The 15,111-nt window shown below is 58.3% G+C and carries 16 protein-coding genes; 3 read left to right on the top strand and 13 right to left on the bottom strand.

The window, feature by feature from the left end:
* Positions 1 to 15 precede the first annotated feature (15 nt).
* Positions 16 to 207: a hypothetical protein gene (locus tag ABLN87_RS08685; protein ID WP_353009094.1), complete on the top strand. Its 192-nt coding sequence runs from the start codon at positions 16 to 18 to the stop codon at positions 205 to 207.
* A gap of 2 nt (positions 208 to 209) precedes the next feature.
* Here the strand turns inward: ABLN87_RS08685 and ABLN87_RS08680 are convergent, their stop codons facing one another.
* On the bottom strand, positions 210 to 857 hold the full coding sequence (locus ABLN87_RS08680; RefSeq protein ID WP_353009093.1) for an RluA family pseudouridine synthase: 648 nt from the start codon (positions 855 to 857) through the stop codon (positions 210 to 212).
* A 97-nt stretch (positions 858 to 954) separates the two neighbouring features.
* On the opposite strand from ABLN87_RS08680, the gene ABLN87_RS08675 reads away from it, so the two are divergent.
* Together ABLN87_RS08675 and ABLN87_RS08670 are read left to right on the top strand one after the other, a co-directional pair.
* Positions 955 to 1,365 (top strand): nuclear transport factor 2 family protein, encoded by a 411-nt coding sequence (locus ABLN87_RS08675; protein ID WP_353009090.1) that lies wholly within the window; start codon positions 955 to 957, stop codon positions 1,363 to 1,365.
* 2 nt (positions 1,366 to 1,367) lie between these two features.
* Complete coding sequence (locus tag ABLN87_RS08670; RefSeq protein WP_353009089.1) at positions 1,368 to 2,078, top strand: SGNH/GDSL hydrolase family protein; 711 nt, start codon at positions 1,368 to 1,370, stop codon at positions 2,076 to 2,078.
* Here ABLN87_RS08670 and rarD read toward each other — a convergent pair.
* From rarD to ABLN87_RS08610, 12 genes are all read right to left on the bottom strand, one after another.
* The gene (gene rarD, locus ABLN87_RS08665) at positions 2,069 to 2,974 is read right to left on the bottom strand and encodes an EamA family transporter RarD (RefSeq protein ID WP_353009086.1); all 906 of its coding nucleotides are present in this window, start codon (positions 2,972 to 2,974) and stop codon (positions 2,069 to 2,071) included. The two genes, ABLN87_RS08670 and rarD, sit on opposite strands and share 10 nt — an antisense overlap.
* Before the next feature lie 262 nt (positions 2,975 to 3,236).
* Entirely contained in the window at positions 3,237 to 5,690 is a 2,454-nt protein-coding gene (locus ABLN87_RS08660) for a GcvT family protein (protein WP_353009084.1), read from the bottom strand.
* 89 nt (positions 5,691 to 5,779) lie between these two features.
* Entirely contained in the window at positions 5,780 to 6,763 is a 984-nt protein-coding gene (locus tag ABLN87_RS08655; protein WP_353009081.1) for a GlxA family transcriptional regulator, read from the bottom strand.
* 17 nt (positions 6,764 to 6,780) lie between these two features.
* A complete protein-coding gene (locus tag ABLN87_RS08650) occupies positions 6,781 to 7,674 on the bottom strand; it encodes a homocysteine S-methyltransferase family protein (RefSeq protein WP_353009078.1) in 894 nt (297 codons plus the stop codon).
* An 11-nt stretch (positions 7,675 to 7,685) separates the two neighbouring features.
* A complete protein-coding gene (locus ABLN87_RS08645; protein WP_353009075.1) occupies positions 7,686 to 8,738 on the bottom strand; it encodes an alcohol dehydrogenase family protein in 1,053 nt (350 codons plus the stop codon).
* A 12-nt stretch (positions 8,739 to 8,750) separates the two neighbouring features.
* Complete coding sequence (locus ABLN87_RS08640; RefSeq protein ID WP_353009072.1) at positions 8,751 to 9,227, bottom strand: cupin domain-containing protein; 477 nt, start codon at positions 9,225 to 9,227, stop codon at positions 8,751 to 8,753.
* 19 nt (positions 9,228 to 9,246) lie between these two features.
* Positions 9,247 to 11,697 carry a GcvT family protein gene (locus ABLN87_RS08635; RefSeq protein WP_353009070.1) on the bottom strand — a complete coding sequence of 817 codons (2,451 nt, stop codon included), beginning with the start codon at positions 11,695 to 11,697 and terminating at the stop codon, positions 9,247 to 9,249.
* Positions 11,698 to 11,712: 15 nt separating this feature from the next.
* Positions 11,713 to 12,093 (bottom strand): GFA family protein, encoded by a 381-nt coding sequence (locus ABLN87_RS08630; protein ID WP_353009068.1) that lies wholly within the window; start codon positions 12,091 to 12,093, stop codon positions 11,713 to 11,715.
* 4 nt (positions 12,094 to 12,097) lie between these two features.
* The gene (locus ABLN87_RS08625; RefSeq protein WP_353009065.1) at positions 12,098 to 12,721 is read right to left on the bottom strand and encodes a LysE family translocator; all 624 of its coding nucleotides are present in this window, start codon (positions 12,719 to 12,721) and stop codon (positions 12,098 to 12,100) included.
* Complete coding sequence (locus ABLN87_RS08620) at positions 12,721 to 13,290, bottom strand: helix-turn-helix domain-containing protein (protein ID WP_170533351.1); 570 nt, start codon at positions 13,288 to 13,290, stop codon at positions 12,721 to 12,723. The genes ABLN87_RS08625 and ABLN87_RS08620 overlap by 1 nt, the downstream gene beginning before the upstream one ends.
* 124 nt (positions 13,291 to 13,414) lie before the next feature.
* On the bottom strand, positions 13,415 to 13,867 hold the full coding sequence (locus ABLN87_RS08615) for a GAF domain-containing protein (RefSeq protein ID WP_353009064.1): 453 nt from the start codon (positions 13,865 to 13,867) through the stop codon (positions 13,415 to 13,417).
* A gap of 70 nt (positions 13,868 to 13,937) precedes the next feature.
* Complete coding sequence (locus ABLN87_RS08610) at positions 13,938 to 15,110, bottom strand: acetyl-CoA C-acyltransferase (RefSeq protein WP_353009062.1); 1,173 nt, start codon at positions 15,108 to 15,110, stop codon at positions 13,938 to 13,940.
* Between the last annotated feature and the right edge of the window lies 1 nt (position 15,111).

Genomic DNA, 15,111 nt, shown 5'->3' with positions numbered 1-15,111 from the left:
AAAAGGAGTGATGGCATGCCCTATCTCGACAACCACGTCATGATGACCCTCAAACTTGGCCGCTGGTCGGACGACCACACGCTGCGCGCCTTTGAGATTGAACGCGAACTTGCACAGGCCAGACAGCCTTGCCAAGCCAGCACAAAAAAACGCGCGCGCCGCTTTTCGCTTGGCAATCTTAAATTGCTTTGGACCAGTATCGCCTGAAGTCAGAAATCCGCCGTTGCCCTGAATTTCATGGAAACCCCGCCTTCGGGGTGTTTCAGACGCAGTTCCTCGGAATGCAGCATCAGGCGCGTGAATTCGCGCGCAGGGCCTTCGGCATAAAACGGGTCACCCAATATCGGGTGGCCAATCGCCAGCATATGAACACGCAACTGGTGTGATCGACCGGTCTTCGGAAACAGGCGCATACGGGTACTCTCACCTTCATGTTTCACAACGCGCCAGTCGGTCACCGCCGGTTTGCCGGTCTCATGACATACCATCTGGCGCGGGCGGTTGGGCCAGTCGACGATCAGCGGCAGATCAACGGTTCCGGTCTTATCGTTGACCCGCCCCCAAACGCGCGCAACATAAGTTTTTCGCGTCTGACGTTTCTCGAACTGCATGCTCAGATGCCGTTGCGCATGAGGGGTCTGGGCGAACACCATAACGCCCGAGGTATCCCGATCCAGCCGATGCACCAACAAGGCCTGCGGAAACGCAGCTTGCACACGGGTCAACAAACAATCCGCCAGATGATCACCCTTGCCCGGAACCGACAACAATCCCGAAGGTTTGTTGATTACGATCAACTGCGCATCTTCATGCAACACATCCAGCGGTGTCTGCGGGGGATCATAAGCCTCGGTCATGCGCGCCTGCCTAACGCAGGGCGCACCCTACCGCAACGTCGTCCTTGCGTGCCACACGGTGTTCGTGAACCCTTGGACCCAGCAAGGGAGAGATGCCATGCATCCAACAATCGAACACATGCAACAGGTTGTCGCCAAAGGGGACGAGGCGCTAATCCGCCCGCTTTTGGCCGAAGACGTCCGCTTCTTGCCCCCGACCTATTTCAGCACATGGACAGGACGAGAGCCCGTTGCGGCTGTCCTAGGCCACGTGGGGCAGGTATTTTCCGACTTTCGGTATCGACGGATCATGGGCGGTGACTGCGATTGGGCATTGGAATTTCAATGCAAGGTCGGCGATCTGGACGCGGTTGGCGTAGATCTGATCACGCTCAACGATGACGGCCTGATACAGGAATTTGAGGTTGTCATGCGCCCTTACAAAACCATCGGTGCCCTGCGCGAGGCGATGATGGCCCGCGTCACACGCGATCCGCGCTTTCTGGACTTCAAATCCGCACTCAGCTGAAAATGCCAGTCCCGATTGCCTCCGATCAGATCGTGCGCGTGCCATTGGCGCCGGTTCTTGCGTTACAGGGTTTGGCGGTGCGCCGCAGAGTTCAAATGCTGCCGGAACCCGCTGGCCCGCGCCAGGGGCAAATCGGTCATGGGCCCCGGCTGCGCCTGTTGATCACGGGTGACAGTTCTGCCGCAGGGGTCGGCGCAGGCAGGCAAGATCAGGCCCTTTCCGGCCATTTGCTGCATCACCTGTCCAAGCATAACGCGGTCGAATGGCGGCTAGAAGCCACCACCGGGCATACAACTCAGGACACGCTGAACAGGCTGTCGCAGCTAGGCGGCACATATGACGCTGTTGTCACTGCATTGGGGGTGAATGATGTGACCCGTGGTGTCACGCTAAAACGTTTCATCGAACGCCAGACCCAATTGGCGACGCTGCTGACGCAGAAGTTTGGCGCATGTCGGGTCGTGGTTACAGCCGTCCCCCAAATGGACCGGTTTCCTGCTCTGCCGCAGCCTCTGGCATGGGTTCTGGGCCAACAATCCGCGCGACTGGACCAGGGTCTGCAACGAGTGGTAGCTGCGTATCCAGAACTCAGGCATCTGAAACTGGATCTACCTGACGATCAAGCCCTGGTCGCACCGGACGGCTATCATCCCAGCCCCAAGACCTATGCGATCTGGGCCGAAAGAGCAGCGAAACTTTTGCTTCAAACCTGACGCCGCGCCTGTCGGATCATCGGAATCGAATAGACAATCAGTGCCGCCCAGATCAACGGAAACGCAATCATCCGGCCACGATCAATCTGCTCTCCGAACAATGTGATCGCAGTGATAAAAATCATTGTGGGCGCAATGTATTGCAGAATACCCATTGTCGACAATCGCACCAGCTTGGCTCCGTTGGCGTAGACCAACAAAGGCACAGCGGTCACAATACCTGCGCAAGACAAGAGCAGAGTGTCAGACGCAACAACTCCGAAATGGCCAGTGCCTTGCACACCCAGCAACGTCACGTAAGCCAGCGCCGGGATCAGCAGGATCAGCACTTCTAGCAGAAACCCCTGATTGGGACCAATGGGCAGAGAGCGTTTGAAAAAGGCATAAAAACCCCAGCTGACCATCAGACCCAATGCGGCCCAAGGCAACCGCCCGGCCTCGAACACCAAAACCAGAACACCCAGCGCGGCCAGACCAACCGCAACAAGCTGCGTTCGGTTCAGCGGCTCGCGCAGCAATATCGCGCCCAGAGCGATGCTGAACAAAGGATTGATGTAATACCCCAACGCAGCATCCAGCGCATGCCCGGTTGAAATCGCCCAAACATAAATCGCCCAGTTCACTGAAATCAGCGCAGCCGTGACCGCTGCCATCCCCAGCATCTTAAGATTACCAAGGGCTGCCTTTAGATCCCCCGTACGCCCCAGCAGGATCAACAATAGGCCCGCAACCGGCACCGACCAGATCACACGATGCGCAACCACTTCGACCGGACCAATATGATCCATCGCTTTCATGTAAAGCGGCAGGAAACCCCAAAGAACATAAGCCGTAACCGCAAGCACCAACCCCTTTGGTGTATCTACATTCTGTGGTGAAGAGGGTGTGCGTGACACGACAAATCTCCGGTTGATACCGGACCGGTGTACGGCAATTCCTAAGGGGTTGAAAACTCCGAAATCGGTGAAGCCCAACATAACGAATAGTGATGGGTCGACACGTGACCGCGCGCTCAATCCAATCCAAACTCAGCGAGGCTCTGCCTCGCGCTCCGAGATATTTTTAGCCAGATGAAGTCAGGATCCCATGCTTCATCTGGCCCGAAATATCTCGGGGGAGGTGCCCGAAGGGCACCGGGGGCAGAGCCCCTGATCCGTTTCAGACTTTGACGCGTTCGGATTTGGGATCGTACATTGGTTTCAACGAAGCTTCGGCTTTGACCTTCACGCCACAGACATCGATCTCGTAAGTCGAAGCCAGGACATCGGCTGCTTTCTCACCTTCACAAGGAACATAACCCATGCCGATGGCACCGCCCAACGTATGGCCGTAGTTGCCCGAGCTCAGATAGCCGACATATTCGCCATCCCGCACAATCGGTTCGTTATGAAACAGGAGCGGTTCGGGATCGGTCAGTCTGAACTGTACCAGACGGCTTTGGGGCCCATTTTCCTTGCGTGTGATCACGGCCTCACGGCCAATGAAATCGCAGCCCTTGTCGACCTTGACGGCAAAGCCTAGCCCTGCATCGACCACATGATCTTCGCAGGTGATATCATGCCCGAAATGGCGGAAACCTTTTTCAATCCGGCAGCTGTCCATCATGTGCATGCCGCACAGCTTCAGCCCCATGTCTTGCCCGGCGTCATGTAGCGTTTCGAACACATGGCCGGCCATATCTGAGGAGACATAGATCTCCCAACCAAGCTCACCCACATAGGTCACGCGATGGGCACGGGCCAGGCCCATGCCGATTTCGATGTTCTGCGCGGTACCAAAAGGGTTGGTCGCGTTCGTGAAATCCGCTGGAGAGACCTTTTCCAGCAACGCGCGCGCGTTCGGACCCATCACGGCCAGCACGCCTTCGCCCGGGGTGACATCCGTGATGACCACGTTGAAATTGCCCGCATGGCGCATCATCCAGGTCTGATCAGCCAGGCGGGTCGCCGCCGGGGTAACAACCAGATAGGCGGTCTCGGTGAGGCGGGTAACTGTCACGTCGGCCTCGATCCCACCCGCTCGGTTCAGAAACTGGGTGTAGACGATCTTGCCATTGGCGACCGCGTAATCGCCGCCGCCGATATAGTTCATGAACTTCTCGGCATCCGGCCCTTCGACGCGGATTTTGCCGAAGGAGGACATGTCATACATGCCGACATTTTCGCGCACGGCCCGGTGTTCGGCGGCAGAGTTTTCGAACCAGTTTTGACGTTTCCAGCTGTATTGATATTCGCGTTCCTGCCCTTCGTGCGCAAACCAGTTGGCGCGTTCCCAACCGGCCAATTCGCCAAATACGGCCCCTTGTTCCTTCAGGTGATGATGGAACGGCGTCCGGCGCACACCACGCGCGGTGGCTTTTTGGCGGTACGGGAAGTGATCGGCATACAGCAGGCCTAATGTCTCTTTCGAGCGTTCGAACAGGTATTGCTTGTTGCCCTGAAACGGCTGCATCCGGCTAATGTCCACGTCACCCAGATCGAAGGGCTTTTCACCGCTGTCCATCCATTCGGCCAGCGCCATGCCCGCTCCACCGGCGGACTGGATACCGATCGAGTTGAACCCGGCGGCGACCCAGACATTGTCCATCTCGGGCGCGAGGCCCAGATGGTAGGCATCGTCGGGCGTAAAGCTTTCCGGCCCGTTAAAGAAGGTATGAATCCCTGCTTCGGCCAGCATCGGCATGCGCTCACAGGCAGCTTCAAGGATCGGTTCGAAATGGTCGAAATCCTCGGGCAATTGATCGAACTCGAAGCTGTCGGGGATGCCGTTCATCGCCCAGGGCTTGGCGTTTGGCTCAAACGCGCCCAGCAGGATTTTCCCTGCGTCTTCTTTGTAATAGGCACATTCATCCGGTACACGCAGCACTGGCAACTGAGTCAGACCGTCTATCCCTTCAGTCACGATGTAGAAATGCTCACACGCGTGCAGCGGCACATTCACACCCGCCATGCGGCCAACTTCATGTCCCCACATTCCGGCACAGTTCACCACCATTTCGCATTCGATATGGCCCGAAGTACTGCCATCGTCGGCGACCCAGTCCACGCCCGTGACCTTGCGGCCCTGTTTGACGACATCTGTGACTTTCACCCGTTCCTTGACGACACCACCGCGCTGGCGGGCACCTTTGGCCAGCGCCAGCGCAATGTTCGCCGGATCACCCTGCCCGTCCAGAGGCAGGTAAACGGCCCCTTTTACTCCTTCAAGATTGATGTGCGGATACAGCTCTTGCACGCGCTCGTTCGAGATCTCTTCGACCTCAACACCGAACGCGCGGGCCATGGCGGCCTGACGGTAGATCTCTTCCTTGCGCTCATCGGTCAAGGCCACGGTGATCGAACCGCAGCGTTTGAACCCGGTGGCCACGCCAGTTTCCTCCTCCAGCGCGCCATAAAGCTCCTGACTGTATTTCGCCAGTTTGGTCATGTTTGCCGTCGCGCGCAGCTGCGCGATCAGGCCCGCCGCATGCCATGTCGTGCCGCAGGTCAACTGCTTGCGCTCAAGCAGGACAACATCTTGCCAGCCCTTCTTGGTCAGGTGATAGGCAACCGAACATCCGATGACACCGCCACCGATGATGACCACTCGGGCTTTGCTGGGCAGATCAACCATTGTGCAGACTCCGCTTTGTCAGGTTTTCCCCTGCATCGCATGGAAGATCGACAGAAAACCTGTCAAAAACGTCAGCACAACTACAAAAATCACCTATGCGCGGTTTGCCTCTTCTGGCGCCGCATCGCGAAAGGCGTGACCCCAAAAAAGCTTCGGTAGACCGACGAGAACCCGTTTGGAAAGCCGCAGGCGAGGCCGATCTCACGGACGCTCATGGTTGTGTTCAGCAACAGGTTGTTGGCCTTGGCCAGCCGCATTTCCCGATAAAACCCATTGGGCGTGGTGCCGAAGAAGGCTTTGAATTTCCGTTCCAGCGACCTGTTCGACAGGCCCAGCAGATCCACGATCTCATGAATAGGCAGCGGTTCTTCGATATTTGCCTGCATCAGCTTGATACATTGATCCAGCTTGAGGTCCCCGGTCGCCGTGTTCTTGGCCCCAGAAAACGGCTGCAAGGACGAAAAATCGCGGATGTTTTCATGCAGCATGATATCAGCCACTGTCATTTGCACAGCGCCTGAGATGTGGCGCCCGATCACCGCCAGCGCGATATCTGTCGTCGCGCCCATCCCCGCACACGTGACCACCGCTCCACGTTCGGTTGCGATTGATAGTTTGGCCTCAAAACCTGCACCACGTTCACGCAGAAAAGATGCGTTTTCCCAATGCGTTGCCAAATCGGCTGTGCCCTGTTCGTCTATGTAACGGCTGGCTGCTTCGGCGAGTAGGAACACCTGCGCACCGCGATAGGTATAGTCCGAGACGACACGGCCCAGCGACAGGTCTGGCTGATCGGGATTGGTATTGCCTATGACAAAAAGGTAGGTCGCCGTCGGGTTGGGCAAAACGGCTCTGGTCTCAACCGTTGCATCGCTGCTGCTCGCAATAGGTCCGCCGCGCAGAGATCGGTAGCTGAAGGAAAACCGGGGCGATGGGCAGACCCGGTTGGCAATGCGCAGCACATCCACCACAGAGGCCAGTTCCAGCAGTACATAGCCCGACGCGACCAGTATGTCGAAATGGACAAGGTCGGCGCCTTGATCGGCAGAGGCTGAAACGGGTGTCTCTGTCATTCAGCCCCACACATTTCTCAGACGATCTTATGACCGGCAGATTTAAGGCGCTGTGCTAGTGCTTCGATATGGTCCGGGCCGATCTCACAGCATCCGCCGACTATCGTTGCACCTTGATTGACCCAAGCCATCGCGTGATCAGCATAGGCCTCGGGCCCCAGATCATGGCGCTGTTCCAGCGCATCTACAGTCGGGGCGTCTTTAAGGAACCCATCTGCGATATGGGTAAAACCATTGGCATAGGCCCCGAATGGTAAACCCATGCCGGACAAGACTTCCAACGCCGCCGGGACGGCCTCAGGCCGCGAGCAGTTGACCAGAACGGTGTCGGGGTGATGTTCAGCGATCAGTGGGACGATATCTTGCAACGGCTCGCCTGAGCGTAGGCGTGTTCCGTCCTCATCCATCACTGACACGGCCAGCCAGACAGGTCTTCCGCAGTTGGCTGTCCCGCGCAGGGCCCCTTCCGCCTCAAGTACCGAAGACACGGTTTCATGCAGGAACAGATCCACGTCATCCGCCATCAACGCGACCAGTTCGCTGAACTTTTGGGCCGCGTCGTCCGGGTCAGGCATCAGGTCGGGCCGGTATGACGCCAGCAGAGGCCCCAACGATCCGGCGACCCGCCCGACCCCATCCGGCCGCGCGGTCTTGGCCTGTGCCACAGCGGTTTCAACCAGCAGCGCCAGCTGATCCTCGATCCCTTCGCGCACCAGGCGCGAACGATGAACAGCGTAGGTGTTCGTCGTGGCAACGGTTGCGCCGCGCGCAAAGTATTCAGCATGCACGTCATGGACCAGTTCGGGGTGATCGATCATCACCCGCGTCGACCAGAGGGGGCTCGGACGCTTTCCGCTGCGTTTCACCAGCTCTTGCCCAATCGAGCCATCCAACAAAGTAATCTTCGCCATACCAAACTTCCTTACGGGATCAGCACCAGTTTCCCCGGCAGCGCTTTGGACTGAAACGCCTCTTGCGCCTGGGCGATATCCTTTAAGGGATATGTTTGGGAGATCAACGGTTTGATGTGACCAACATTCATCAGTTCGACCAAGCGGCCAAAGACCTCGGGCGATTGATGCGTGCAGCCACGGATGGTGATGTCGCGCAGATAGATATCGCGCAGGTCCGCCTGTACGATCGGGCCTGCAATTGCGCCGGATACGGCGTAGTGGCCGCCGGGTTTCAGCGCAAGGATCAGATTTGCCCATGCCGGGCCACCAACCACGTCGATGACAACGTCGAACATATCGGCAGGCAGAGGCGCGTCGCGGTCAAAGGTCCCGACCGCACCCTGAGATTTCACCACCTCTGCTTTTGCCGCCCCGGTAACGCCCCAGACCAGCGCGCCCCGCAGACGGGCCAGTTGCACAGCGGCCAGACCTACGCCACCCGATGCGCCGGTGATCAGGGCCTTGTGACCAGCGGTGACGCCCGCGCGGGTCAGCAGATTCTCGGCGGTCCCAAAAGCGCAAGGTATGGCCGCGATCTCGATATCTGACAGGGGCGAAGCGGAGACGTCATAAAGATCATCCGTCTCAACCAGACAATATTGCGCAAAGGCCCCATCGATCTCGGACCCCAGCGCAATGAACCCGTGTGGGTGACCGGGGCGCGGACGCGGCAGGTTGATCGGGCAAGTCACACGCTGCCCCGGTTTGAACCCCACATCAGAACCGATAGCTTCGACAATGCCGCACAGATCACCCCCCTGAATCCTGGGGAATTGTAACGCACCGCCCCAGCCTCCTGCCTCGACATCCTGATCGACGTCGTCTGTGGCCCCCTTTACATCCGAAGAGTACCAGCCGACCCGTGTATTGATATCCGTGTTATTGACCCCGGCAGCTGCAACGCGCACCAGAACTTGCCCAACTCCGGGTGTTGGCACTGGAATATCCTCGCGCCATTCCAACGCTTCGGGCCCACCATGGCGGGTCAGGTAAACGCCGGACATTGTCGTTGGAATCGTCATTGTTGACTTCGATCAATCTGCGTCATCGGGATGAGGAGGAACAGGGCCCATCGGCACAATGTCGTAGCGGGCATTGAGTGCTGCCATCTTCGCTTCATCGGCAAAGTCAGCCTCGCTCATATTCGCCATCTCAGCCAGAAAATCATCAAAACCCGAAGGTTGGTAGATCATCAGCATCCTTGCGGGTGCATTGCCCGCTGTTCGGCACGCGTGCGGTACACCGGGGGGCACGTGCATCGTTGTCCCTGCCCCGCAGCGATGCCAATCGCCATCGATGTAAAAATCAACCTCACCAGCCAGAAAATAGAACGTTTCAGCGTGAGTTTCATGACGATGAAGGCCAAGCGCAAAGCTGGCCTTCAGATTGTCCTCCATCAGGGTATAAGCGCCATTCGTATCCCGTCCGGCCACTTTCACAAACGTGTGGTCGTTTTCCCAGTCATAGTTGGGGCCTTCACCAGGCCCCAGAGCTGAATAGCGTTTGCCCATATGGTCTTCCTTTCAACGGTCAGGCGCGCAGCCGCTCGTTCGCCGGATCCCAGAGCGGTTGGTCCTGTTCTACCACAGCGCGGTATTTCTGGCCGTAGATTTCCACCTGAAGCTCGGTTCCGGGGTTCGCAGCATCAGTTTTGACCATGCCCAGCGCGATGGACTTTCCAACGCGATAGCCCCATGCGCCCGAGGTCGTTTCACCCACGATCTGATCGCCCTGCCAGATGCAGGACATGTAAGGCGCGTCGCAATCGCCCGCCTCAACGGTCAGCGTGACAAAGGCTTTCTTCACCCCTTGCTGCTTTTCGTTCAGGATTGCAGCCTTGCCGGGGAAGTCCTGGGGCTTGTCCAGTTTAACGAACCGCTCCAACCCGCCTTCGAGCAGCGAGTAATCGGTCGACAGATCGCCCTTCCACGCACGGTAACCCTTTTCGATGCGCAGGGAGTTCAAGGCATACATCCCAAACGGTTTGGCCCCGGCGTCGAGGATTGCGTCGTAGATGGCAGGCATATCCGCGTTCAGGGCATGGACTTCCCAGCCCAGTTCTCCTGCGAAGGACACACGGATCAGATGGGCAGGCTGCCCGGCCACAGTGGCGCTTTGATGGGTCAGCCATCCCAGCGACAGGTCGGCATCGGTCAGACCCGAAAGAACCTCGCGCGATTTCGGGCCGGTCACGATCAGCGTGTCGCGTGTTGTGGTGACATCCTCGACACTGACGCCAGCGGGCATCGCGGCTTTCAGGATATCACGGTCATGCCACTGTGCCGTTGCGGCGGTGATCATGACGAACTCGTCCTCGCCCAGTCGCAGGCAGGACATTTCGGTCAGGATGCGACCTCGCGGATCAGAGATGTAGACCAGGTTGATACGACCGACTTTGGGCAAGCCGCCCGCGACCAGCCCGCGCAGCGCTTCGGCCGCGCCGTCACCCTTGACCATGAACCGAGAGAACCCGGGCAGGTCCAGCACGCCGCAATGGTCACGCACCGTCTCGCATTCTTCCTTGACCCGCTGCTCCCACGGACCCGAACGTCCCCAGGTATGGGTGGCATCCAACGAGGTATCGTCGCCCGGCTTCGCGAACCAGTTGGCGCGTTCCCAGCCGTTATAGGCCCCCATGACACCACCCTGCGCGATGATCTTGTCATGCACTGGAGACAGCTTCTTGTCTCGCGCGGCAGGCCATTCGTGGTGGGGGAAGTGCATGGCGTATTCGTTTCCATACACCTCCAGACCCTTCTGGTTACAGTAGTCCTGATCGGTATAATCTGTGTATCGGCGCGGATCGACGGCCCACATATCCCATTCGGTGGCGCCATCAACGATCCATTCCGCCAGCACCTTGCCGGCGCCCCCGCCCTGCGCGATGCCAAAGGTAAAGGTGTGGGCTTCAAACGCGTTCTTCACACCCGGCATTGGGCCGATCAGGGGCAGACCGTCCGGCGCATAGGGGATCGGGCCATTGATAACGCGGCCAACGCCCGAGGTCGCCATCAGCGGCACCCGCTCCATCGCATAGGTGACAATGTCTTCGATCCGGTCCAGATCGTCGTTCCAGAGTTGGAACGAGAAATCCTCGGGCATCGGGTCATCTTCGGTCATCCAGTGGCCCTTACAGTTGGGCTCATACGGGCCGAGATTGAAGCCGTGCTTCTCTTGTCGCAGGTAGTAAGAGATATCCACGTCGCGCAGTAGAGGCAGCTTCTTCCCACCATTTTCCTTCGACCACGCTTCAACCTCGGGGACTTCGTCGGTCAGCAGATACTGATGGCTCATGACCATGGCGGGCACGGTGCGGCCGCCGAAGGGCTTGAACCATTCACCCACGCGCTGTGCGTAGTATCCGGCGGCATTGACCACATAGTCACAGTCGATATCGCCTTTTTCAGTATGCACGGTCCAGGTGCCATCATCATGCTGGGTCACACCTGTCGCAGGGCAGAAGCGGATGATCTTTTGACCCATATCGCGGGCCCCTTTGGCCAGCGCCTGTGTCAGCTGGGCCGGATCGATATCACCATCTGTTGGGTCATACAGAACACCTTCAAGATCATGCGTTTCTAGGAACGGATAGCGTTCCTTGGCCTCTTCCGGGGTCCACATTTCCATCGGAATGCCCTGATACCGGCCCATCGCCATGGCGCGTTCGAATTCCTGCATCCGCTCTTTGCTATGCGCCAGCCGGATCGAACCCGACTGGTGATAGTTCATCGGATAGTCGACTTCATCGCCCAGACGCGCATAGAGCTCGGTCGAGTAGCGCTGCATGTTCATGATTGCCCATGAGGTCGAGAAGGTCGGCACGTTGCCGGCGGCATGCCAGGTCGAACCCGCAGTCAGCTCGTTCTTTTCCAGCAGGACGCAATCGGTCCAGCCTTTCTTGGCAAGATGATACAGGGACGAGGCCCCCACCACGCCGCCGCCGATGATAACCACGCGGGCCTTTGTCGGAAAATCATTCATGTCATTCAGTCCCTGTTACTGTGCCTCTTGAGGCAGGTCGTCCGTGATGTCGTAGTAGTCGCCCTTGTCAGCCACAAAGATGTGGCGGGCGAGTTGCAATCCGGTGGGCGCGTCAAACGCCCCCATAGATATCGAAATTGTGTCTTCGTCATTGTGCTGCCAGAAAAGGAATGAGCCACACGCGCCGCAAAATCCACGACGGGCGGTGTCAGAGGCTTCGAACCACTTCAACGTGTCATCGGCGGTAAAGCTTAGGTTGTCCTCATGCGTCCAGGTCGAGGCCCAAACATGCCCAGATTGCTTGCGGCACTGGCCGCAATGGCAGGCCGAAGGTGGCGACAATTCTCCATCAATCTCAAAGGCTACAGAACCGCAGAGACAAGATCCGGAATACATGGTGTTACCCCCTTGCTGCGGGCGTAGAGCTGGCCCCCAGCAACACGCCATAGATGATGAAACAGGTCGCCATGACGCGGCGCACCCAGACATTGAACACAGCACCCAAGGCTGCTTTGCCCATCATTGCGCCCAACAATGTGAAGCCTGTATAGCTGAGCGTGGTGATCGCCAGCGCGGTGGGCATAATCACCCCCATTTGCTGCCAGACAGGTACGTCGGGCTGCACAAATTGTGAAAAGGCGGCAAGGTATCCGGCCACGCTTTTGGGATTGATTGTCGCAACGGCCAACGCGTGAAGATAGATGTGGCTTGCGGGTCTTTCACTGGCCGGTGCAGGCTTGGCTGCGTTCATCCAGCCGCGTATCCCGAGCCAGATCAAGAAACCGGCGCCGATCAGTTTTGCAATGAAGAACCCGGTCGGAGAGGCAGCAATCAGCGCTGTGACACCTAGCGCCGAAAAGATAAGAAACGCGCTTGCCTGCGTCAGGATCGCAAGAACCCCCAGCATAGCCTTGTGAAGTGGCAAGCTCATCCCGTTTGAGATGCAATTGACCGCGTTCGGCCCCGGCGTGGTCACAAACACCACCCAGAACAGCGCGAATATGGTCCAGGCTTCAAAGCTCATCAATACACCGGCGGGGCGATCACCCAGATAGCCACCGCAGGCTCATCATAGGGGTTCGCCCATTGATAGGGTTCATGCTTGATCCGAAAACTGTCACCCGGTCCGACGGCGTACTGGCGCGCACCGATGGTCAGATCCAGCCGGCCCGAGATCATATATCCAACTTCCTGCGTCGGTCGATTGGCAGGCTTTTGCATTCTTGATCGGGGCTCAAAGGTGGAATGGACCATTTCGAAATCGTCTGTCAGATCGGGCGAAAGCAACTCTTCAATCAGCCCTTCCTCGCCCGAGCCCATAGGTCGGCGTGTACCGGCGCGAACCACATAACCTTGCTCTTCCGCGGGCACCGACGAATGCGCAAACAACATCGACATCGGCACACCCAGGCATTCTGCAATCTGGCGCAGGTCCGAGATCGACGGGTCGGACATGTCGCGCTCAACCTGGCTGAGCCACCCGACGGAGCGGTTAAGACGCTCGGCAATCTCGGACAAGGTTAGCCCGCGCGCCTTGCGCAAGGCGCGCAGGTCCGCTCCGAGTGTGGCGCTTTGCGGGGCCTGACTGTTCAAAGTGCGCTCCGAATCTCGTGAAATTTACATCTCGTTTTTCACGATGGCGCAGTTCCGTGAAATTTCCAAGAGTTTTTTCACGTACGTTTACGCCGTGTTGCCTCACTGAAGTGAGACGCGTGTGCTACCCGCCAAATGTCTGGGTCAGGATCGATTCAAGGTGATCTGCATCGGTTTGATCAAATGCGTCCGGCTGGTCGCTATCAATGTCAAATACTGCGATTACCTCACCCGTGGCATCACGCACCGGCAGAACCAGCTCGGACCGGGTAGACGAGGCACAGGCGATATGGCCGGGAAATGCGTCCACATCCGGCACCAGTTGCACCGCACCCGTGCGCGCGGCAGCCCCGCAAACACCGCGTTCGAACGGGATGACCAGACAGCCATGGCCCCCCTGATACGGTCCGATCTTCAGCAGACCGGGCTCGGTCACGCGGTAGAACCCGGTCCAGTCAAACCGATCATCGGAATGATGCACCTCGCAGGCGATAGTGGCCATAAGGGCAACATGATCAGTTTCCCCCTCGGTCAGGGACGCGATGGTTTTGGCGAGGGTGTTGTAGTCGACGGTCATGACGCACTTTCCGGCAGAGGATACGAGAACCAGCCTCGTATCCCCGAACTATGTGGAAAATGATAGAGCGTCAAACTCGTTCAATTGCGATAGCGGTGCCTTCCCCCCCGCCAATACAAATCGCTGCGACACCGCGTTTGAGGTTCCGTTTTTCAAGCGCGTTCAGCAACGTAACCATGATCCGCGCGCCCGATGCGCCAATGGGATGACCCAGCGCGCAGGCGCCGCCATTCACATTCACCTTCTCACGTGGCAATCCCATTTCATGCATGAAAGCCATGGGGACGACGGCAAAGGCTTCGTTCACCTCCCACAGATCGACATCCTCGGTCGACCAACCGATCCGATCCAGCAGTTTCCGCGCTGCGGGAACCGGAGCCGTCGTGAATAGACCCGGTGCTTGCGCATGACTGGCGTGGCCCAGGATGCGCGCACGGACAGTCAGAGCCTGCGCTTCGGCCTGGGCCGCAGACGCCAGCACCAACGCGGCAGCACCATCCGAGATTGAGGAAGCGTTGGCCGCAGTGACTGTGCCATCCTTGCGGAAGGCAGGTTTCAGGGTCGGGATTTTCTCAGGTCGGGCGGATTTAGGCTGCTCATCCGTGGACTGGGTCACCTCACCCTTGCGGGTGCGCACCGATACGGGCGTGATCTCTTGGTCGAAGGCGCCGTTTTCCTGTGCAGCCAATGCGTTAGACAAAGATTGCAGGGCGTATTCGTCCTGCGCCTCGCGCGTGAATTGATAGGCCTCGGCACAGTCTTCGGCAAAGGTGCCCATCAGGCGGCCTTTGTCATAGGCGTCTTCTAGACCATCAAGAAACATGTGATCGACAACCTGACCATGCCCGATACGCGCGCCCCCCCGCATTTTGGGCAACAGATAGGGGGCATTTGTCATGCTCTCCATTCCGCCCGCAACCATCAGGTGCGCATGGCCCAGCGCGATCTGATCAAAGGCCATCATGGCAGCTTTCATGCCCGACCCGCACATCTTGTTCAGCGTTGTTGCGGGCACGTCTTCGCCCAAACCAGCTGCAAACCCGGCCTGGCGCGCGGGGGCCTGCCCCTGGCCTGCGGGAAGAACACAACCCATAAGAACTTCATCCACTGTCTGGGTGCCTGCCTGCGTAAGGGCTGCCCGGATCGCCGTTCCACCAAGCTCCGCCGCCGAGACGCCATCAAACATGCCCTGAAACCCACCCATCGGGGTACGAGCGGCCCCTGCGATCACAACATCTTTCATC

Source organism: Ruegeria sp. SCP10, assembly GCF_040329495.1.
In the GTDB taxonomy this organism is placed as follows: Bacteria; Pseudomonadota; Alphaproteobacteria; order Rhodobacterales; family Rhodobacteraceae; genus Ruegeria.
Note: the sequence above shows the minus strand (reverse complement) of the source record. Positions and strands in the feature narration are given on the sequence as shown.